The organism is Rhodococcus sp. IEGM 1408 (assembly GCF_033142235.1).
Classification (GTDB): Bacteria; Actinomycetota; Actinomycetes; order Mycobacteriales; family Mycobacteriaceae; genus Dietzia.
Window position 1 is genome coordinate 205,622 of the sequence record NZ_JAWLRW010000005.1, and the last position, 17,518, is coordinate 223,139.

18 protein-coding genes are annotated in these 17,518 nt (G+C 71.2%); 9 read left to right on the forward strand and 9 right to left on the reverse strand.

What is annotated here, in order from left to right; translation table 11 throughout:
* Positions 1-34: 34 nt before the first annotated feature.
* The 4 genes from R4P08_RS10245 to R4P08_RS10260 all read left to right on the forward strand — a co-directional run bounded on the left by R4P08_RS10245 (position 35) and on the right by R4P08_RS10260 (position 2,560).
* A complete protein-coding gene (locus R4P08_RS10245) occupies positions 35-835 on the forward strand; it encodes an exodeoxyribonuclease III (protein WP_317813715.1) in 801 nt (266 codons plus the stop codon).
* A 57-nt stretch (positions 836-892) separates the two neighbouring features.
* Positions 893-1,786: a polyphosphate kinase 2 gene (ppk2, locus tag R4P08_RS10250; RefSeq protein WP_317813716.1), complete on the forward strand. Its 894-nt coding sequence runs from the start codon at positions 893-895 to the stop codon at positions 1,784-1,786.
* Between the two features lie 44 nt (positions 1,787-1,830).
* Positions 1,831-2,040, forward strand: coding sequence for a hypothetical protein (locus R4P08_RS10255; protein ID WP_317813717.1), 210 nt, complete (start codon positions 1,831-1,833; stop codon positions 2,038-2,040).
* Between the two features lie 103 nt (positions 2,041-2,143).
* Positions 2,144-2,560, forward strand: coding sequence for a CoA-binding protein (locus R4P08_RS10260; protein WP_317813718.1), 417 nt, complete (start codon positions 2,144-2,146; stop codon positions 2,558-2,560).
* 86 nt (positions 2,561-2,646) lie between these two features.
* On the opposite strand, the gene R4P08_RS10265 is transcribed toward R4P08_RS10260, so the two are convergent.
* The 4 genes from R4P08_RS10265 to R4P08_RS10280 form a co-directional block, all read right to left on the reverse strand.
* The gene (locus tag R4P08_RS10265) at positions 2,647-3,072 is read right to left on the reverse strand and encodes a CD225/dispanin family protein (protein WP_317813719.1); all 426 of its coding nucleotides are present in this window, start codon (positions 3,070-3,072) and stop codon (positions 2,647-2,649) included.
* A gap of 25 nt (positions 3,073-3,097) precedes the next feature.
* Positions 3,098-3,394 carry a GNAT family N-acetyltransferase gene (locus R4P08_RS10270; protein WP_317813720.1) on the reverse strand — a complete coding sequence of 99 codons (297 nt, stop codon included), beginning with the start codon at positions 3,392-3,394 and terminating at the stop codon, positions 3,098-3,100.
* 85 nt (positions 3,395-3,479) lie between these two features.
* Positions 3,480-4,244 carry an ABC transporter permease subunit gene (locus R4P08_RS10275; RefSeq protein ID WP_317813721.1) on the reverse strand — a complete coding sequence of 255 codons (765 nt, stop codon included), beginning with the start codon at positions 4,242-4,244 and terminating at the stop codon, positions 3,480-3,482.
* Complete coding sequence (locus tag R4P08_RS10280; RefSeq protein ID WP_317813722.1) at positions 4,241-5,155, reverse strand: ABC transporter ATP-binding protein; 915 nt, start codon at positions 5,153-5,155, stop codon at positions 4,241-4,243. Before R4P08_RS10280 ends, R4P08_RS10275 begins: the two co-directional genes overlap by 4 nt.
* 88 nt (positions 5,156-5,243) lie before the next feature.
* On the opposite strand from R4P08_RS10280, the gene R4P08_RS10285 reads away from it, so the two are divergent.
* Positions 5,244-5,921 carry a DUF1707 domain-containing protein gene (locus R4P08_RS10285; protein ID WP_317813723.1) on the forward strand — a complete coding sequence of 226 codons (678 nt, stop codon included), beginning with the start codon at positions 5,244-5,246 and terminating at the stop codon, positions 5,919-5,921.
* Between the two features lie 76 nt (positions 5,922-5,997).
* On the opposite strand, the gene R4P08_RS10290 is transcribed toward R4P08_RS10285, so the two are convergent.
* The 3 genes from R4P08_RS10290 to thiO form a co-directional block, all read right to left on the reverse strand.
* On the reverse strand, positions 5,998-6,768 hold the full coding sequence (locus tag R4P08_RS10290; RefSeq protein ID WP_317813820.1) for a thiazole synthase: 771 nt from the start codon (positions 6,766-6,768) through the stop codon (positions 5,998-6,000).
* A gap of 31 nt (positions 6,769-6,799) precedes the next feature.
* Positions 6,800-7,000: a sulfur carrier protein ThiS gene (gene thiS / locus R4P08_RS10295; RefSeq protein ID WP_317813724.1), complete on the reverse strand. Its 201-nt coding sequence runs from the start codon at positions 6,998-7,000 to the stop codon at positions 6,800-6,802.
* 61 nt (positions 7,001-7,061) lie between these two features.
* Complete coding sequence (thiO, locus tag R4P08_RS10300) at positions 7,062-8,351, reverse strand: glycine oxidase ThiO (protein WP_317813725.1); 1,290 nt, start codon at positions 8,349-8,351, stop codon at positions 7,062-7,064.
* Between the two features lie 37 nt (positions 8,352-8,388).
* Between thiO and R4P08_RS10305 the strand changes: the two genes are divergently transcribed.
* Positions 8,389-9,171 carry a thiamine phosphate synthase gene (locus R4P08_RS10305; RefSeq protein WP_317813726.1) on the forward strand — a complete coding sequence of 261 codons (783 nt, stop codon included), beginning with the start codon at positions 8,389-8,391 and terminating at the stop codon, positions 9,169-9,171.
* Between the two features lie 89 nt (positions 9,172-9,260).
* Here R4P08_RS10305 and R4P08_RS10310 read toward each other — a convergent pair whose 3' ends face one another.
* Both R4P08_RS10310 and R4P08_RS10315 read right to left on the reverse strand, forming a co-directional pair.
* The gene (locus R4P08_RS10310; protein ID WP_317813727.1) at positions 9,261-11,075 is read right to left on the reverse strand and encodes an alkaline phosphatase D family protein; all 1,815 of its coding nucleotides are present in this window, start codon (positions 11,073-11,075) and stop codon (positions 9,261-9,263) included.
* Between the two features lie 127 nt (positions 11,076-11,202).
* Positions 11,203-12,222 carry an NUDIX domain-containing protein gene (locus R4P08_RS10315; RefSeq protein ID WP_317813728.1) on the reverse strand — a complete coding sequence of 340 codons (1,020 nt, stop codon included), beginning with the start codon at positions 12,220-12,222 and terminating at the stop codon, positions 11,203-11,205.
* Positions 12,223-12,573: 351 nt separating this feature from the next.
* On the opposite strand from R4P08_RS10315, the gene R4P08_RS10320 reads away from it, so the two are divergent.
* The 3 genes from R4P08_RS10320 to R4P08_RS10330 all read left to right on the forward strand — a co-directional run bounded on the left by R4P08_RS10320 (position 12,574) and on the right by R4P08_RS10330 (position 17,503).
* Positions 12,574-13,890 (forward strand): hypothetical protein, encoded by a 1,317-nt coding sequence (locus R4P08_RS10320; protein ID WP_317813729.1) that lies wholly within the window; start codon positions 12,574-12,576, stop codon positions 13,888-13,890.
* A gap of 92 nt (positions 13,891-13,982) precedes the next feature.
* Positions 13,983-14,990: a glutamate ABC transporter substrate-binding protein gene (locus tag R4P08_RS10325; RefSeq protein ID WP_317813821.1), complete on the forward strand. Its 1,008-nt coding sequence runs from the start codon at positions 13,983-13,985 to the stop codon at positions 14,988-14,990.
* Positions 14,987-17,503: a serine/threonine protein kinase gene (locus R4P08_RS10330; RefSeq protein ID WP_317813730.1), complete on the forward strand. Its 2,517-nt coding sequence runs from the start codon at positions 14,987-14,989 to the stop codon at positions 17,501-17,503. Before R4P08_RS10325 ends, R4P08_RS10330 begins: the two co-directional genes overlap by 4 nt.
* The last annotated feature ends 15 nt before the right edge of the window (positions 17,504-17,518 follow it).

Consider the following 17,518-nt stretch of genomic DNA (forward strand, 5'->3'; position numbering starts at 1 on the left):
GACGCGATCCGCCGACGGGCAATAGACTCGTTCCATGCGCCTGGCCACCTGGAATGTGAACTCGATCCGAGCCCGACAGGACCGCGTCGTGGCCTGGCTCGAACGCTCGGACGTCGACGTCCTGGCGATGCAGGAGACCAAGTGCAAGGACGCGCAGTTCCCGCATGAGGCATTCGCCGCGGCCGGGTACGAGGTCGCCCACCACGGGCTGAGCCAGTGGAACGGCGTGGCCGTGGCCTCGCGGGTCGGGCTCGAGGACGTGAAGCTGGGTTTCGACGGCATGCCCGGTTTCCACAAGGATCCCGAGGTCTCGCAGGATCCGGAGGCGCGCGCCATCTCGGCGGTGTGCGACGGCGTCCGCGTGTACAGCCTCTATGTGCCCAACGGCCGCGAAGTGGGCGACCCGCACTACACCTACAAGCTCGAGTGGCTGGCCCGGCTGCGGGACCACGCCGCCGCCCAGCTCGCCGCCGACCCCGCCGCGCAGGTCGCCCTGGTGGGTGACTGGAACGTCGCGCCGCTGGACGAGGACGTGTGGGACATGGAGGTCTTCGACGGCAAGACGCACGTCTCGGAGCCCGAGCGCCAGGCGTTCGCCGCGTTCGACGGCGCGGGCTTCCGCGAGGTCACGCGCGAGTACACCCCCGGGCCCCGCGTCTACACCTACTGGGATTACACCCAGCTGCGCTTCCCCAAGAAGCAGGGCATGCGCATCGACTTCCAGCTGCACTCGCCGGAGTTGGCGGCCCGGGTCACGGGGGCCTACATCGATCGTGAGGAACGCAAGGGTAAGGGCGCCTCTGATCACGCGCCGGTCGTCGTCGACCTCGATTAGAACCAGGGCTCTACCCCGCCCACGCCCTTCTCGGCCCGCCCCCACCAGGAGACGATCGTGTCGACGTTCCAGCTGCGCCACTACATCGACCGGCTGCGAGCCGAGGGTTTCACCGTCCGCGACGACCACGGTGAAGACCCCGACCTGATCGATATCAACGGCAAGGCCGTGGACACCTGGCGCGAGAACTACCCGTACGACCACCGGTTGGACCGCAACCAGTACGAGGTGGAGAAGTACCTGCTGCAGATCGAGCTGCTCAAGTTCCAGCGCTGGCAATCGGACACCGGACACCGGCACGTCATCGTGTTCGAGGGCCGCGACGCCGCCGGCAAGGGCGGCACCATCAAGCGGTTCAACGAGTACATCAACGTCCGCCAGGCGCGCGTGGTGGCGCTGATCAAACCCACCGAGACCGAGCTGCACCAGTGGTATTTCCAGCGCTACGTCAGCCACCTGCCCACCCATGGTGAGCTCGTGATGTTCGACCGCTCCTGGTACAACCGGGCCGGCGTCGAGAAGGTGATGGGGTTCTGCACGGACGCCCAGCACGCCACGTTCATGGAGCAGGCACCCATGTTCGAGAAGATGCTCGTGGATTCGGGGATCGGCGTGACCAAGTTCTGGTTCTCCGTCACCCGGGAGGAACAGAAGACCCGCTTCGCGATCCGCCAGCTGGACCCGGTGCGCCGCTGGAAGCTCTCCCCCATGGACCTGCAGTCCCTGGACAAGTGGGACCAGTACACCGCCGCCAAGGAGGAGATGTTCCGGCGCACGGATACCGACTGGGCGCCGTGGATCACGATCAAGTCCAACGACAAGAAGCGGGCCCGCGTCAATGCGATGCGCCATTTCCTCAACCAGTTCGACTACCCGGAGAAGGACACGCAGGTCGTGTTTGACCCGGACCCGAAGATCGTCAAGCGCGGCAGGGACGCCGTCGGGGACTAGCGGAGGAAGGGCTGATGTCCGGGCCCGTCGGTAGCGTCGTGTGCATGAGCCCGTCGAAACGTGAGTACCTGACCGGACTTCTCCTCATCCTGGCGGGAGTGGCCGGCGCGGCAACGATTCTGTCCATCCCGGCGTTGTTCGATCCGCAGAACGAGTCTCCCGTGTGGATCTCCGTGGCGTTGGCATGTACTTTCCTCGCGCTCGTCGCGATCGCGATGCGCGAGCGTCGACACCTCGTGACCGAGCGTCGGTAGTAGCGGTGCGTCCCCGGGCGGGGCGGGCGGGGCGGGCGGGGCGGGCAGGGCGGGCAGGGCGGGGCTCGGGAATGTTTGCCGGGCGGCGCGCCTTGCAGTGGGCATGAGCCACACCAATGATCCGGCCGTCGTCAAACGCCTGCTCTCCGAGAAGGGGCGGTGGGCCGTGGTGGGCCTGTCCGCGAACTCAGATCGCACCGCGTACGGGATCGCCGCGTACGTCAGGGACCTCGGCCACGAGATCGTGCCGGTCCATCCGAAGGCCGAAACAGTTCACGGCCAGCAGGGGTACGCGAGTCTGGCGGAGGTGCCCGGCGAGATCGACGTCGTGGACGTATTCGTCAACTCCGAGCTCGCGGGCGCCGTCGTGGATGAGGCCATCGCCCGGGGCGCGAGGGCCGTGTGGCTCCAGCTCGGCGTGGTCGACGAGGCCGCGGCGCGACGGGCCGCGGATGCCGGCCTGGACGTGGTGATGGATACGTGCCCCGCGATCGAGGCACCGATTGTGGGCCTCGTCTGACGATCCCGGTCTGACGATCCCGGTCTGACGATCTCAGGCCGACGATCTCAGGCCGAGAGCCTCCAGGGGCGGGTCAGTCCGGGGTTCTAGTAGCCCGAGGCCGCCAGGCCCACCATCGCGATCAAGAACACGATGTACAACACGAAGAGCACCGCGACGATCGCAATGGAGATCATGCCGAGCTTCTTGGCGGACGCGCTCGCGGCCTCGGCCTCGGCGTGGCGGCCAGCCGCCCACAGCGGGTGGACCTCGAGAGCACGGGTCATGGCCACGAAGGACAGCGGCCAGAAGAACAGGATCGAGGCCACGGCCCAGCCGACGTTGGAAGGCGGGCCGGGGCGCCCCGATGGGCTCGCCTGGTAGTCGGTGTGGGCGCCGAACGACGACTGGACGCCGTACCCACCCTGACCGGCGTACCCACCCGGACCCGCATGACCGGGCTGCGCCGAGTAGTCGGTGTAGCCGGATCCGGCGTTCTGCCCGGACGGGCCGTTCTGCGGCGGGTAGGTCACGGTGTTCCTTACGGGTGGGTGGCCGTCAGCTGTGGTCGACGAGGAGTTGGTATTCGGGGAAACGGACGAGGAAACGACGCACGTAGCTGCAGACCGGACGGATCCTGACGCCGTCCAACCGCATGCGGGTGAGCACCAGGCTCACCAGCAAGCGGGCGATGCCCTGCTGGCCGAACCTCTCCTCGATGACGGTGTGGAGAAGGATGTAGACGTCGCCGTCCTTCTCATAGCCGACCAAGCCCATGAAGGTCTCGTCGTCCCACAGCTCAAACCGGTCTCTAGAGGTGTTGTGGATCAGTTTCAGCGACACTTCGGCAGACATCAGGACTCCTTTGGGCCGACCGTGATAATCCCTGTGAGCCTACCCGTCAGGGTGCTCGCGGCCAGCCCGTTTCCGGCGCACGAACTCAGGCGTCACGGCGCTGGACGATCACCAGGCCCACGATCCACAGCACCACGCAGACCGCCGCGAACCAGGCGAAGGCCGACCACTCGCCCCACGTGATGTTGCCCCGCACGCTCTCCCCCTGGGTCCAGAAGTCACCGTTGGCGAACGGCATCCAGCCGGCGATGTCCTGCCCGACCCGGGGGATCAGCGCGACCATGCCCTCCAGCGCGAGCGTCCACACCAGGAACAGCGAGATGGTGCCGGCGGCGTTGCGCATGATGTACGCCAGGCCCATCACCGCGATGGTGCCGAGCCCCGCGTAGACGGGGAAGCGCAGCAGGTAGCCCAGGCCATCGCCCGAGAACGGGGTCCACGAGTCCTGACCGGACAATGCTCCCGCCACGAGGAGCGAGATGATCACGGCGACCGCGGTCACGACCATGGTCATCACCGTGAACAGCGCTGTCTTGGCGAGCACGGCCGGCCACCGCGACGGCGTGGTCAGGAAGGTGGCCTTGACCGTGTGGTAGCGGTATTCGCCGGTCACCGCGACGATCGCCGCGATCCAGGCCAGGGTGACGGTGAACACGCTGACACCCAGGATCGCGAACAGCGGATCGCTGCCGCCGCCGGGCTCCCCGGCCATCGGCTCCCCTGTCGAGGGCTGCTCGAACTGGCCGATGATGATGGCCAGGCCCACAGCGAGGGCGATCCCGAGGCCGTACAGCCAGTACATGCTCTTGGTGGTGGTGGCCTTGATCCACTCGGACTTCAGCAAGTTCATGGGGTGGTCTCCTGACCGTGGTACTCGACGTCCTGGTCGGTGAGTGCCATGAAGGCCTCCTCGAGTGACGCCCGCTTCTCGCGCAGTTCGTGGACAGTGATCCCCAGGCTCGCGGCGAGGTCGCCGACCTGCGGGGCCCGCAGCCCCTCGATCGTGAACTCGCCCGTCTGAGCGTCGAAGGCGGCGGTGAAGCCCTCGCCGGGCGCGGCGGCGGTGAACTCGTCGACGTGCGGTGTCCGGAGGATGACGCTGGACGCCGCGGCGGAGAGGAACTCCTCGACGGAGGTCTGTGCGCGGAGTTTTCCGCGACCGATGACGACGAGGTCCTGCGCCGTCTGGGACATCTCCGACAACAGGTGGGACGAGACGAGCACCGTCCGACCCTCGGCGGCGCGGGCGTGCATGAAGCGGCGGATCCAGAGGATGCCCTCGGGGTCGAGGCCGTTGACGGGCTCGTCGAACATCAACACTTCCGGATCGCCGAGCATGGCGGTGGCCAGGCCGAGCCGCTGCCGCATGCCCAGGGAATACCCGCCCACCTTGCGGCCCGCCACATCGGTCAGGCCCACCAGTGCCAGCACCTCGTCGACGCGGGTGGCGGGTAGCCCGCCCGCTGCGGCGATCACCTTGAGGTGTGCGCCGGCGGTCCGGTTGGCGTGGGTCCAGGACGCGTCGAGCAGGCAGCCGACGGTGTGCGACGGGTGCTCGAGCTCGCGGTAGGGCGTGCCGTTGATCAGCGCCTCACCGGACGTGGGGGTGTCCAGTCCGACGATCATGCGCATGGTGGTGGACTTGCCGGCCCCGTTCGGGCCGAGGAAGCCGGTGACCACACCCGGTCGGACGGTGAAGCTGAGGTCGTCGACGGCGGTGGACGCGCCGAATCGTTTTGTCAGGTTTCGTACCTCGATCATGGCCCCCAGTGTGCCTGCCGGGGTTCCGGGAGCAGGTGCCCACCCACTCAGCGCCCGCTCAGGCCGGGCCGCGCCTATCCTCGAACCCATGGACGACGGCCCGCCCGACCCCGACAGTCACCTCCCGTCCCTCCGTGCCTCTGACGCCGAGCGTGAGGCGACCGCGCGGTTCCTTCAGGACTCGTACGCGGAGGGCCGCCTGACGCTCGCGGAGTTCGATGAGCGCACCGCGAGGGTGTACGCGGCGCGGTTCCGGTCCGACCTGGCTGAGATCACGCGGGACCTGCCCACTCCCCGCCGGGAGTTCGACGCCCTCCCCGGGGCCGGTCTCGGAGCCCACCCCGGAATCGACTCCCCGGAGTCGCCGCTGCGACGGATCACCGGAGGGAGCGGCCCGGCGACGTCGCTGGCGATCCTGGGCGGGAGCGAGCGGAAGGGGGTGTGGACGGTGCCGGCCGAGCACACCGCGTTCGCCCTCATGGGCGGGATCCAGCTCGATCTGCGCGCGGCCGGCCTGCAGGCGCACGAGACCACCATTCGCGCCTTCGCGATCATGGGCGGAATCGAGATCATCGTGCCCGACGACATCCATCTCGAGGTGGAGGGCCTCGGCCTGATGGGCGGGTTCGGCGAGGAATCGGGCGCGTGGAAGTCGGATCCGCGCCCGGTCCGGCAGGCGCCGCCCGGGGCGCCCCGGGTCAGGGTGACGGGCCTGGCGCTGATGGGCGGGATCGGCGTGCGGCGGGTGCCGCGTCGCGCGGAGTAGCAGGCGCGTAGCAACCGCGCGGATCACCAGGCGCAGTGGCAGCCGCACGGGTCCCCGGGCTCGCTCTGACGTGCGGTCAGTCCACCGGCGGGCTGGAGGCCTGCGCCCAGAATCGCTTGGGGATCCGCCCGGCGGCCCGAGCGGCATGACCTGCGCGGACGGCCTCGCGCATCGCGGCGGCCATGAGTGGCGGGTTCTCGGCACGCGTCACGGCGGTGGCCAGCAGGACGCCGTCGCAGCCCAGTTCCATGGCCAGGGCGGCGTCGGAGGCGGTGCCGATCCCGGCGTCGCAGATCACCGGGACGCCGGCGCGCTCGACGATCATCTCCAGGTTGTGCGGGTTGCAGATGCCCAGCCCGGTGCCGATCGGGGCGCCCAGCGGCATGACCGCGGCGCACCCCACGTCCTCGAGTCGGCGGGCCAGGACCGGGTCGTCGGTGGTGTAGGGCAGGACGACGAATCCGTCGTCGACCAGGTCCTCCGCGGCCTCCACCAACTCGATCGCGTCGGGCAGGAGCGTGCGCTCGTCGGCGATCACCTCGAGCTTGACCCAGTTGGTGCCGAGCGCCTCCCGGGCGAGCCGAGCGGTCTTGACGGCCTCGGCGGCCCCGCGACAGCCCGCGGTGTTGGGCAGCGGCCGGATGCCCAGTTCGCGGAGCAGCCCGAGCAGGCCCAGGCCGTCCGAGCCCTGCCGCAGGTCGACCTTGCGGATCGACACCGTGGTCATAGCGGTCCCGGATGCGATCAGGGCCTCCCGCAGGATCTCCTGGTTGCCGGCGCCGCCGGTACCCATGATGAGGCGGGAGCCCAGCTCCTCGCCCGCGATCACGAGCGGCGAGTCCAGCACCGCGGCGGGGCCGGATGCCCTCCCGTCCGGCTCAGCCACCCTGGACCGCCGTGAGGACGTCCACCTCGGCGCCCGCGTCCAGCCGGGCCTCGTCCCAGCCCGAACTGGGGACCACGACGCCGTCGACGGCCACGGCCACGCCCTCATCGGGAAGATCGAGCGCGGTGACCAGTGCGCGGACGGTCGCACCGTCGACGAGTGTGTGGTCCTGGCCGTTCACGGTGACGATCAAGAGGCCTCCCCTGCAGAAGTCTTACCGGTACTGCCCACCGTAGTCGGGCCGTGATTGCGTCTCATCCCACGGGCGAATCGGTCGGGCTGATCGGTCTGGCTGATCGGTCTGGCTGATCGGTCGAGCGAATCGGTTCAGCCGCTCGGGAGAATCGATCGGGCGAGGCCGCCTGAGCCGCCGCCGGGACGGGCCTGCCCTGCAACTGCGCGGCCACGGTCGCGGCCGTCACCGGGGTGAGCGCGATCCCGTTGCGGCCGTGTCCGGTGGCGTGCACGACCCTCGGGTCGTCCGGGTCGACGCCGAGGAACGGGAGATTGTCCGGCGACATCGGCCGCAGCCCCGCGATGGCCTCGGCCAGTTCGTACTCCCCCACCCCGGGGAAGACCGTCTCGGCGTCGGCGAGGAGGTCGCGCACCCCGGAGACGGTGACCTGCCGGTCCTCGCCGTGCTCGTACTGGGTGGCGCCCACGACCAGGCCCCCGTCCCGCGGGACCAGATACAGCGGCCGCCCGCGGACGAACGCGCGGACGACCCCGCGGGGCGGCTCCTCGCATCCCGGCCGGATGCGCAGTCGCAGGACCTCCCCTTTGACGGGGCGCACCGGCAGTCCGGCGAGATCGGCCGAGCCGGCGCCGGCGGCCAGGACGACCCGGTCCGCCTCGACGTCGTCGAGTACGGCGACGGCGCCCCGCACCCACGTCACGCCCTCGGCGTGGCAGGCCCGGGTGAGCGCGGCGAGCAGCAATCGGTTGTCGACCGCGCTCTCGGTGTCCATGCGATAGACGGTGCGGGCGACGCGGGCCAGGGACGGTTCGGCCTCGCGGAGCTCGCGGCGGGTCACCCGGCGCACATCGGCCTCGGTGGCGCGGGCGGGTCCGGCTTGGCGCGCGGCCCAGGCCATGGCCATGTCGAGGTCGCGGGAATCGGCGTCATCGACGGCCAGCAGATGCGTGTGCGTGGCGGTGCGGATCGGCGGTCCGGGCCGGTGGTGCGGCTGGAGATCGCGCAGGAAGTCCGGCCAGCGGCGCAGGGAATCCACTCCGAGCGCGAACGCCGCCTCCTCTCCCGGCCACGCCTCGCTGAACGGCGCGAGCATGCCGCCGGCCACCCATGCTGCGCTCGAGGTGGGGACACCATCGGGTCCGGCGTCGTCGGGCTCGTGGATGACGACCTCCCGGGCGACCCCGGCGCGCGCGACCGCCCACGCGCAGGCCAGACCGATCACCGACCCGCCGACGACGGCGACGCGGCGCAGTGTGGGGCCAGAGTCGGGAGGGCCAGTGTCGACTGGCGTGCCGGGGCCAACAGGGGGGCCGGGGTCGACGATCACGGCGGCCAGCCTATTAGCCATCAGGGTCTCAGCGGCGCGATCGCCTACGGTTGCGAGCATGACCGCCCGCGCCGATCACCTCCGCTCCCGCCTCTCGGGTGCCCGCCTCTACCTGTGCACGGACGCGCGCCGACACCTCGACGACCAGGCCCGCACCGAGGGGTGGTCGGGCGAGTTCCCGGCGCTGCGCAGGGACATCGCCGCAGCGGTGGCGGGCGGAGTGGACATCGTGCAGCTGCGCGACAAGAACTCCGCCGGCGAGCGCGAGAGCGGCCCCCTCGAAGCCGCCCACGAGTTGCGGGCCCTGACGGTGATGCGGGAGGTGTGCGACGAGTACGGCGCGCTGCTCGCCGTCAACGACCGGGCCGACGTGGCCGCCGCCTCCGGCGCCGACGTCCTCCACCTGGGCCAGGACGACCTGCCGCTGGTGTGGGCGCGCCGGATCGTGGGCGGCGACGTGGTGATCGGCCGCTCCTGCCACGCCGCGGACGAGGTCGACGCGGCGGCTGCGGACCCGCGCGTGGACTACTTCTGCACCGGTCCGGTCTGGCCCACCCCGACCAAGCCCGGCCGACACGCACCGGGCCTGGACCTGGTCCGGCACGCGGCGGGACTGGCGGGACCGGCGGGCGAGCTCGGTTCGACGCCGGCGACGCGGCCAGCGGCTGAACTCAGAGATGCGGCGATCAAACCGTGGTTCGCGATCGGCGGCATCGACCTCCGGAACCTGCCCGAGGTGCTGGCCGCGGGCGCGGATCGCGTGGTGGTGGTCCGGGCGATCACCGGCGCCGCCGACGCCACCGCCGCCGCGCGCGAGCTCCGGTCTGCCCTGCCGTCGTGACAGCCGGAGGCCGGGTGGGCGCCGGCTCCCGGGCCTCGACCGGCCGACCGGCCGACCGGGTGACCGGCCGACCGGGTGACCGAATCAGGTCAGCCGGAGAGCTCCTTGGTCAGGGTCCTGCGCAGAACCTGGCGGGGCTTGCGTTCCAGGGAGTCTCCGCCTCGTCGTCGTCGTCGTCCCCAGGAGTCGGGCGCCAACCCCGGCACCAGGGTGAGGAACCTACCCAGGCCGCGGGCGGGCCACTCCACGTGGGCGTGGTCCACCTCGACCGTCGCGCGGCGGCCGCGCATCACCAGGGTCATGACGCCGTTGTCGAACCAGATGCCGTCGGTGACCCGCCACCGCACCTCGGGCTCCCGCACGCCGACCGCCCGGGAGAGCCGCCGCGTGAGCGTGGGGAGAGGCTCTCGCAGTGAGACCCTGTTGACCAGGCGGATCGACTTCTGTAGCGGATTGCGGAACGGCGACATGACCAGCTGGTGCACCCGGGTGTTCGAACCGGCCGCGAGTGGCGAGGTGAGGTCGACCTCCCCCAGGTAGGAGCAGTGCACGTCGCCGCCAAGAACGAGGATCGAGGCGGGCGGGCGCCCGTGCTCGCCGGAGGCGACCTCGGTGAGCAGCCCGACGAGGTCGTCGAAGCTGTTCCGGAACGCCGCCCAGTGCTCGAGGTCCACGGCCAATCGGATCCGCTCCCCCAGTCGCGCGGAGAGCGGCTTGTCGGGCCGGTCGCGGCTCACGGCCTCGCTCCACCCCTCGACGTTGTGCAGGGCGGGGAGCATGAACGCCGGCAGCGACGAGCCGATCACCAGGTGGTCCACGTCCTCGCTCAGGCACGCGTCGCGCGTCCACTCCCACTCGTCGGCGTCCATCACCCGGCGGTCGTCCGGGTCCAGGTGGCGGGAGGCGCGCACGTCGAGCATCACCACCCGCACGCTCCCGAAATCGCGCTTGAAACTCCACTGCGCGGCGCCGACCTCACCGTCCGCGGCGAGGGCGAAGTCGGACAGGATCCGCTCGCGCTCGGTGTCGGAGCCGGCCCACCGCAGGGCCTGGTACACCTCGTTGCCCGCGAGCTCGTGCGGCGAGAGGTTGCCCAGGTGCTGGTAGACGAAGTAGCTGGCGAACGCGCCCTTGACCCGGTCGGGCCACCAGGGCTGCGCGGTCATCTCGCGGCGCCACGACTGCGAGGAGTTCCAGTCGTCGCGCAGATCGTGGTCGTCGAGGATCATGCAGCTGGGGACGGTGGACAGCAGCCAGCGCACGTCCGGGTCGCGCCACGACTCGTGGTACAGCCAGGAGTACTCCTCGAAGTCGCAGATCTCCTCGGAGACGTCGCGTTCTCCCCCGGCGCCGGCGGAGTCGCGCACCGACTGCGGCCCACCTCCGGACCGGCGCCGCTCCGCCAACCGCTCGGTGATCTCCTGGCTGGGGATGTCGGCGTACACCTGGTCGCCGAGCAACAGCATCGCATCGGGCCAGTCCTCGCGCGCGGTGTGCGCCATCTGGTGCGCGAGCGCGACGAGTGCGTCCGCGCCGATCGTGCGCAGCGACCTCGGGGTCTGGCTCTCGCCGCGACGACAGGAGCCGAAGGACAGCCGCACCGTGTCGTCGGGGCGCGGGGTGCGGATCACGCTGGGCCGCTCGGGGTCCGGGGGCCAGGCGCTCACGCCGTCGAGCGTCACCTCGTACGGCGTGGCGACGCCCTGCTCGAGGTCGCGCAGGTGCAGTACGGCGAAGTGGTGCCCGTGCACGCCCCACGACTGCTCGGAGAACTCCTCGCCACCTGCGCGGATCGTGACCAGGCACGGCGCGGACACCTCGACCCACACGGTCGCGTCGCAGCTGTCGACGTACCGCAGCATCGGGCCGACCAGGATCTCGGGGGTCGTGGGGGTCTGGAGCATGGGGACCAGTGTGCCTCCGGGCGGCGGGCGGCGTGCAGCGGCGGGGACCTGAGCGGGTGGCGCGGCCCTGAGCGGGCGGCGAAGAGCTGAGCGGGCGGCGAAGAGCTGAGCGGGCGGCGGCGGAGATCTAACCGAGAAGAGCGCGGGGCCCGACGACGAGGACGCATCCCGGCAGCCTGGCCCGCAGTCCCCGGTCGGCCGTCACCACGACCACCCGGCGGGACCCGCCGACAGCGAGGTCAGCAGCGAGCTCGGCGGCGAGGTCGGCGATCGCGTCGTCGCCCGAGCCGGGGGCGCGGTGGACGACCAGCGGTCCGGAGTGCTCGGCCCCGCGGGCCGCGCCCTCGATCACCGCGTGCGCGCGGGCCACCCAGCCGAAGCCGCCCGGCAACTCGATGGTCCGGGGCAGGGCCGCGCCCAACTCGTCGAGCAGCCGCGTGGTGGCGCCCGCCCGGTCCCTCCACCACCCGTCGGGCCGCGAACCCAGGACGTTGGCCACGTCCACCACGAGCTCCACCGGCTCGGTGCGCAGCCCGTCGGCCCAGGCCTGGGCGAACGCGGGCATCAGCGGGAGCTCGGCGACGAGGGACTCGGGCACCCAGCGCAGTTCCAGGCTCTCGTTGTTGGGGACGGTGTCCAGTGCGTGAGGGGCGTCCGCCACGACCGTGGTGTAGGTCCACTCCACCGCGTCGGCCGACTCCTGGACCAGCGGCGGGATCGTCCGGGGGCGGCCGTCGGCGCCGACGGCGTTCTCGGTGTGGTGCTGGTCGGGCCGCAACCGTCGCATCATCTCGGCCACGTGCCGCATGTCCAGGCCCGGCCGGTGCCACACCGTCCCGGGCATCCGCGAGGTCACGCGCACGGCGCGAACGATCACGTCGTCGGGCCGGATCTCCGCCTCCTCCTGGGTCTCCCGCAGGGCCGCCTCGGGCGCGTCCTCGAAGGAATCCCGGGCGCCGCCGGGCAGCGCCCACGTGTCGCCGGAGGCCGTCCACACCGCGCGGTGCTGCAGCAGGACCAGTGGGGTGTCGGGATCGGTCGGGTCGGCCGCGCGCAGGAGCAGGCCCGCGGCACCGAAGCGGCCCCATCGCCGATCACCGCCGGCCGACACCACCCAGCCGTTGCCGTCACCCTCGCTCGCGGCCACCGGTCCTCCACTCCACGCGCTCTGGAGATCCGCCCCGGATCGGGCGGAACTGCTTCCTCCTCGACCAGTCTGCCCGACGACGCCCCGCCACTTCACTAACCTGGGACACACGCCCGCCGGAACACCGGCTACAGCGCGAAGAGGACCGGGGAGGTGATCGGCGCGATGGACCTGCCCACCCTCACGCGGAGCAGCGGCCGCGGTTCCGACAGAGCCCGGTCGGGACCCGGCAGCGGCCTCGGTTCCGGCAGGAAAGGCTCCGGTTCCGGCTCTCCCGCGTCGGCCTCAGGCTCGGGGCCCATCTCCGGCTCTGATACCGAGACCGACCTCTCCGGCGGGAGGACCACGTGGATGCAACCCCGTCGGCCCGTCCGCCGCCGCGCCGCCAAGTTCTGGAACGACGTCCTCACCACGCCCGGGCGGATGACGGTGTTCGCGGTGGTGGCGATCCTCGCGATTCTGACCGGCGGGATCGTGGCGTCCCAGACCATCACCCAGCGTCAGAGTTACCACGAGACGCTGCTCGCCGAGGTCGAGCCCGTCGCCAACGCCTCGCAGACGCTGTACAGCTCCCTGACCATCGCGGACTCGGCCGCCAACACGGCCTTCATCACCGGCGGAATCGAGCCCGCGGAACTGAGGGAGCGCTACCTCCAGGCCATCGCCACCTCGTCGTCGTCGATCATCGCCGCCTCCCAGGGCCTCGATCGCAGCGACACCGAGTCGATCGACCAGCTGGCCCACATCAACGCGCAGTTGGCCACCTACACCGGCCTCGTGGAGACCGCGCGGACCAACAACCGCGTGGCCAACCCGGTCGGTTCGGCGTACCTGGCGTCGGCGTCGACGCTGATGCAGGACACGATCCTGCCCGCGGCCGCCGACCTGTACGACCGTCAGTCCAGTTCGGTGGGCGAGTCGGACCGCGAGTGGTCCTCCCCGCCCTGGGGGTCGTTCGCCCTACTGTGCCTGGCGATCGGGGTGCTGGTGCTGATGCAGCAGTGGCTGTGGCGGCTCACCGGCCGGCGGATCAACCCGGCGTTGGCGCTGGCCTCGCTGCTCGTGGTGGCCACGTTCCTGCTCACGATGATCGCCGGGTTCCTGGCCGCCAACGACAACGCCAAGGGCCTGTCCGAGGGCGCGGCGCCGATGAACGAGCTCACGCGGCAGCGGATCAACGCCCAGAAGGTCCGCGCGCAGGAGACGCTCAACCTGGTGCGGCGGACCGATCCCGAGGGCTCGGCGGCCGAGCGCGCGGCCATCCTGGGCGGGGTCCGGAACACGCTGACCGTCTACCTGGAGCCGGATGAGCCGTCCGGCGGGAACATCAGCCTGGACGACAGCGGCGCCGTCACCGACGCGATCGCGGCCCTCGACGAGTGGATGGCCGCGCAGAACCGGGCCGACTCGCTGTACCAGCAGGGCGACTACCAGGGCGCCATCACCATCTCCTCCGGCCAGGACGACGGCGACTCGGGCGCGGCGTTCGACCGGTACGACGAGTCCATGCAGGAGGCCATCGAGGAGGCCCGCGACACCCTGCGCACGCGCATCGACAACGCCCGCCGCACCTCCTCCAACGGGCCGGACCTCATCATCGCGCTGTCCAGCCTGGCCGCGTTCGCCGTGGTCGTGGGCATCGCGCCCCGGATCAGGGAGTACCTGTGAGCACGCGGACACGGCCGGGAACGAGGCGGCGGGGCGCCGGGCGGCGGGCCGCCCAGGTGCTGACCGGGGGCCTCCTGGTGGCGGCTCTGGCGATGACCGGCGCGTGTGGGGTCGACGACGAGGCGGGCGGCGGCACCGGCGAGCCGGGTCAGAACTCGGAACCGACGTCCGCGGAATCGGATTCGGCGGGGATCCCGCAGGTGGAGGCCGTGATGCCGCTCCCCGCCGGCGCCGTGATCAGCACCGAGGTCCCGTCCGGACTCCCCCCGGCCGCCGACGACGAGTCGTGCGACCCGCTGCGCAGCCTGCGCCCGGACGACGCGCCGCCCGAGGAGCGCGTCCCGCGGATCAAACAGCGGGGCCGCCTGCTCGTGGGCCTGGACCAGGGCTCCAACCTGTTCTCCTTCCGCGACCCGGGCTCCGGGCAGCTCATCGGGTTCGACGTGGACCTGGCGCGGGAGATCGCCACGGACATCTTCGGCGACCCCCGGCAGGTCGAGTTCCGGTCCCTGACCTCGGCCAACCGGATCGAGGCGCTGGAGAACGACGAGGTGGACGTGGTGATCCGGTCGATGTCCATCACGTGCGCGCGGCGTGAACGGGTGACCTTCTCCGCCCCGTACTTCCAGGCGTACCAGCGGGTCCTGGCGGTCCGCGGTTCGGGGATCACCGAGATCGAACACCTCGAGGGCAGGCGTGTGTGCGTGGCGGCCGGCACCACCTCGGCCGCACGGTTGTGGGCGGAGTTGGACCGGCTCACGGTCCTCTCGGTCAACTCGTGGGCCGACTGTCTGGTGGCGATCCAGCAGAACCAGGTGGACGCGATCACCACCGACGACGCCATCCTGGTGGGCATCACCGCTCAGGACCCGTACCTGGAGATCGTGGGCCCGCGGCTGGACGCGGAACCGTACGGGGTGGGCATCGCCAAGTCGACGCCGGAGAGGAACACCGACGGGCTGGTCAGGCAGGTCAACTCGACGCTGGAGCGGATCCGGACCGACGGCACGTGGAACCGGATGTACTCCACGTGGCTGTCCGGGCTCGGGCCCAGCCCCGGGATGCCGGCGCCGGTCTATGTCCAGGAGGAGCGGCGATGAGTCACCGGGCGTGGGACGACGGGCCCGCCGCCGACGAGCCGACCGTCGGGACGCAGGCCACATTCCGGACGGAGGCCGTGGAGGTCACGGGGCCGGCGGTCACGGGGCCGGCGGTCACGGGGGCCGTCGCGGCCACCGACGGGATGGGAGCGACGGGGGCGACGGAGGTCACCGGGACGGTGGCGGCCACCGGAGCGGTCTCGATGACGGGCCTCCTCGACGACACCGCGGGGTCCGCGACGGATGCTGCCGCGCCCGGCATCTCTGGCACCGGACCCGCTGGAGGCGCGGCCGCAGAATCGGCCGCACACGGCGAACCCGATTCGCGGACCCAATCCGTCCCCGGCTCGCGCGGGCGCCGGGGGACCGGAGCGGCCGACACCGGTGGACGGCCCACCGGCGATCGCGGCACGGGCGGACGTTCCACCGGAGACCGGCACACCGGCGACCGCTCCGCCCCGTTCCGGCTGCGCCATCCGACCGAACCCGAGGACCGGCCGAGCCCGGCGTCCGAGGGCCTGGTGGACCTGCCGTACATCATCCCCGTGGACCCCACCTCGGCGATGCTCACTCCGGAGGAGATCGAGGCCGAGTGTGCGGCCTCCGGGGGGCGGCTGCCCCGCCCCGAACTCCAGACCGGTGACATCGTGGCCGACCAGTACGAGGTCCGCGGTGCGCTCGCCCACGGCGGGATGGGCTGGATCTACCTCGCGGTGGACCACAACGTGTCCGACCGGTGGGTGGTGCTCAAGGGCCTGCTGCACGCCGACCACGCGGAGGCGCAGGAAGTGGCGGTGGCCGAGCGGGAGATCCTGGCCGAGCTCTCCCACCCGTCGATCGTCCGTATCTACAACTTCATCCACGACGACTGGGCCACCTCGCCCACGCACGGCGGCTACATCGTCATGGAGTACGTCGGCGGCCCGAGCCTGCGGGACGTGCGGCGGTCGGCGCCGGGCCGGGTCCTGCCGGTGGAGAAGGCGATCGCGTACGTCCTCGAGGCACTGACAGCCCTGTCATACCTGCACTCGGTGGGTCTGGTCTACAACGACCTCAAGCCCGAGAACATCATGCTCACCGAGGATCACGTCAAGCTCATCGACATGGGCGCCGTCTCGGGCGTGGGCGAGTACGGGCACATCTACGGCACGCCCGGGTTCCAGGCGCCGGAGATCCCCGAGACCGGCCCCACCATCGCCTCGGACCTGTACACCGTCGGGCGCACGCTGGCCTCGCTCATCGTGCGACTGCCCGTGGTGGACGGCCGGTACGCCGACGGGATCCCCTCCCCCGTCGAGGAACCGGTGTTCAGCCGGTACGACTCGCTGTACCGGTTCCTGCTGCGCTCCACCAACGAGGACCCGGACATGCGCTTCCGCAGCGCCAGCGGGATGGCCGGGCAGCTCATGGGCGTCCTCCGCGAAGTCCTGGCGCTGCGGACCGGGGTGCCGCACCCGGCCTTCTCGTCGGTGTTCTCACCGCAGCGATCTACGTTCGGCACCCTCTTCACTGTGCTGCCGACCGACTTCCTCGTGGACGGCCGCGCCCGCGACACCACCCTCACCGGCGCCGAACTCGTGGACGCCCTGCCCGTGCCGCTCATGGAGTCCTCCGATCCCGCCGGGCGCATCCTGGCCGCCACCTCCTACACCTCGGTCGAGCAGCGGATCGACACCCTCCTCGAGCTGTACTCCGACGAGAGCTCCGAGGCCCACGAGAGCGTGGGGGTGATCATGTCGCTGGCGCGCGCCTACCTGGAGAGCGGCGACCTCGCGGCGGCCGAGGCACTGCTGGAGGAGAACGCCCACCGGCGGCGCTCGGAGTGGCGGCTGGTCTGGTACGACGGGGTGGTCGCGCTACTCAAAGGCGAACCCATGGGTGCGTATCCGAAGTTCCAGCAGGTGCTGACCGCCATGCCGGGTGAGAACGGCCCCAAACTCGCCCTGGCCGCGACCGCCGAGTTGATCCTCGACGTGTGCGCGGAGGGAGACCGCACCCGCTGGGCGCGCTCGAGCGAACACTTCTACCGCACCGTGTGGTCGGTGGACCGGTCGGTGATCAGCTCCGCGTTCGGGCTGGCCCGCCAGCTGCAACGGCGCGGTGAGGTGAAATCGGCCATCGAGGAGCTGGACCGGGTGCCGCCCAACTCCCGCTACTCGGCGCTGGCCAACCTCACCGCGATCCTCCTGCAGTGCCAGGGGCGTCCCCTGGCCGAGACCGAGGAGCACCATCTGCGCGAGGCCGCACGGCGCGTCGCCAACCTGTCCACCGGCGAGCACCGGGCGTTCCAGATCCGCCTCACCCTGTTGACCACCGCACTCTCGTGGATCCAGCTGCCCGGCAACGAGCCGTCGCCCTCACCGCTGATGCGTGGGGTGCCGTTCACCGAGTTCGGACTGCGATCGGGCGCCGAGACGGTTCTGCGGACGCTGGCGCGATCCACCGAGACCCGACAGCAGCGGTTCCGGCTGGTGGACCAGGCCAACAGCATCCGGCCGCGGACGCTGTTCTGAGCCGACTGGGTTGCC